This is a genomic window from Agromyces sp. NPDC055658 (assembly GCF_053618155.1).
This window is the reverse complement of sequence record NZ_JBSHHD010000093.1, coordinates 1-1,601: the sequence shown is the minus strand read 5'-3', so window position 1 is coordinate 1,601 and position 1,601 is coordinate 1. Positions and strand designations below refer to the sequence as shown.

Genomic DNA, 1,601 nt, shown 5'->3' with positions numbered 1-1,601 from the left:
TACCGATGCGGATGGCCTCGGCGGTCGACATCCCGCGTTCTCGGGCCTCCACCATGCGCGAGACCAGGAACACCTCGTAGTCGGTGGACAGACCCCAGATCACCGCGATGATCAGACCGATCATCGGTGCCATCAGCGGCTGTGGTGTGTAGTTCAGCAGTCCTGAGCCGTGGCCGTCGACGAACATCCAGGTCAGGATGCCCATCGTCGAGCCGAGGGTCAGGGCGCTCATCAGCGCGGCCTTGACCGGCAGCACGATCGAGCCGAAGGCCAGGAACATCAGCACCGTGGTGGTGATGACCAGGATCGTCACCATCAGCGGGAGCCTGGAGAACAGGCTGTGGATCGAGTCCTGCTCCAGGGCCGGGGTGCCGCCGACGAACACCTCGATGCCGTGCGGCGGCTGCAGGGCCCGTAGGTCCGCTATGTTCTGCCCCGCGTCGCCGCGGTTGACCAGGCCGTTCTGGATCACCCGGACCGACTTGTCCTTGGAGCCGCTGTCGGTGGCCGCGCGCTCCTTCCACATGGCATCCGGGTTGTTGTCCGGATCGGTGAAGCCCTTCACGTTCAGCGCCTTGGCGCGCATATCGGCGATCTGGGCGTCGGTGATCGGCTCACCGTCTTCGCGCTTCATCACCAGGGTGATCTGCTCGGTGCGGAATCCGGGGAAGAGCTTGTCGAACTGCTCCTGGGACTGGCGCACGGCGTTGTCCGGCGGCAGGTACTTCTCGCTGATACCTGCGAGTGTGAGCGAGCCGATCGGGAGGACCAGCAGCGTCATGATGACCAGGATCGGTGTGGCGAAGGCGATGGGCCGCTTCATCACGATGTTGACCAGCCGGCCCCAGAAGCCCTGCTCGACTTCTTCGCGGGTCTTGGTCTTCTGGGTCTTCTCGGCGAACCAGTCGATGATCCGCCGCGAGAACGGCCAGTTGGCCAGGAACGGCACCTTCAGCAGTGTGGTCACGCCGAGCGCGTCGACCCGGGGTCCCAGGATGGCCAGGACGGCGGGCAGCACCGTGATGGACAGGAAGGCTGCCAACATGACCGAGGCGATGATCGCGTAGGTGATCGACTTCAGGAACCCGAGTGGGATCAGCAGCAGCGGCAACGAGGACGCCACGATGATCACCGCGGAGAATGCCACGGTCCGGCCCGAGGTCATCACCGATCTTCGTACCGCGGCCTCGGTGTCATAGCCTTCGGCGAGTTCCTCTCGGAACCGGCTCACGATGAACAGGCCGTAGTCGATGGCGATACCGAAACCCATCATCGTCACGACCGGCTGGGCGAAGAAGTGCACAGGCCCGAACTCGGCGGTGAACCGCAGGATGCCCAACGCACCGCCGATGGTCAGGCCACCGATGATCGCGGGCAGGGCGGCGGCGACCGCACCGCCGAACACGAAGAACAGCACGACCGCCACCAGCGGCACGATCGCGAGTTCGGCGCGTTTCTGGTCGGTGCCGATGGTCCCGGTCAGCTCACTGGCCAGCGGGTTGAGGCCGGCCAGTTTGATGTCGCCGCCGTTGACCTGCTGCAGGTCGGGCTCGATGGCCTGGTAGTTCTTGAGGATCGCGTCGTCGTCGTCACCCTTGAGG

The 1,601-nt window shown here is 65.0% G+C and carries 1 protein-coding gene; it reads right to left on the bottom strand.

Going from position 1 to position 1,601, the window contains the following annotated elements; all coding sequences use genetic code 11:
• On the bottom strand, positions 1-1,601 hold a 1,601-nt coding region (locus tag ACWGPE_RS18715), incomplete at both ends, for an MMPL family transporter (protein WP_452049267.1).